The organism is Variovorax sp. 01N429 (assembly GCF_056399425.1).
Map to the genome: position 1 here is coordinate 1 of NZ_JBFTRG010000125.1, position 447 is coordinate 447.

Below are 447 nucleotides of genomic sequence, written 5' to 3' on the forward strand. Positions count from 1 at the left end.
GATCAAGGCGATCGACCGKTTCGACCCGGACCGCGGCGCCGAGTTCGTCAGCTTCGCGCTGCCGACCATTCTCGGGGAAATGCGCCGGCACTTCCGCGACGCCACGTGGGCCGTGCACGTGCCGCGCAAGATGCAGGAACTGCACCTGGACATCGCCAAGGCCCAGGAGAAGCTGTTCCAGCGCCTCGACCGCTCGCCGACCGTCGCCGAACTCGCCGACCACCTGGGGCTGTCCCAAGACGAGATCGTCGAAGGCATCACCGCCGCCAACGCGCGCAGCACCGGCTCCCTGGACCTGCCGGGCACCGACGGCCACGACGAAACGCTCCCGCTCGCCGAACGCCTCGGGGACGACGACTCCCGGCTCGAGCTGGCCGAGAACCTGGCGGTCCTCAAGCCCCTGATCGCCGCCCTGCCGGAACGCGACCGCCGCATCCTGTCCATGCG

Annotated in this window: 1 protein-coding gene; it reads left to right on the top strand. The window is 70.2% G+C overall.

Annotated features, from left to right (window positions below):
- Positions 1 to 447: sigma-70 domain-containing protein (locus tag AC1DSF_RS30895; protein WP_478184124.1), on the top strand; the 447-nt coding region annotated here is incomplete at both ends.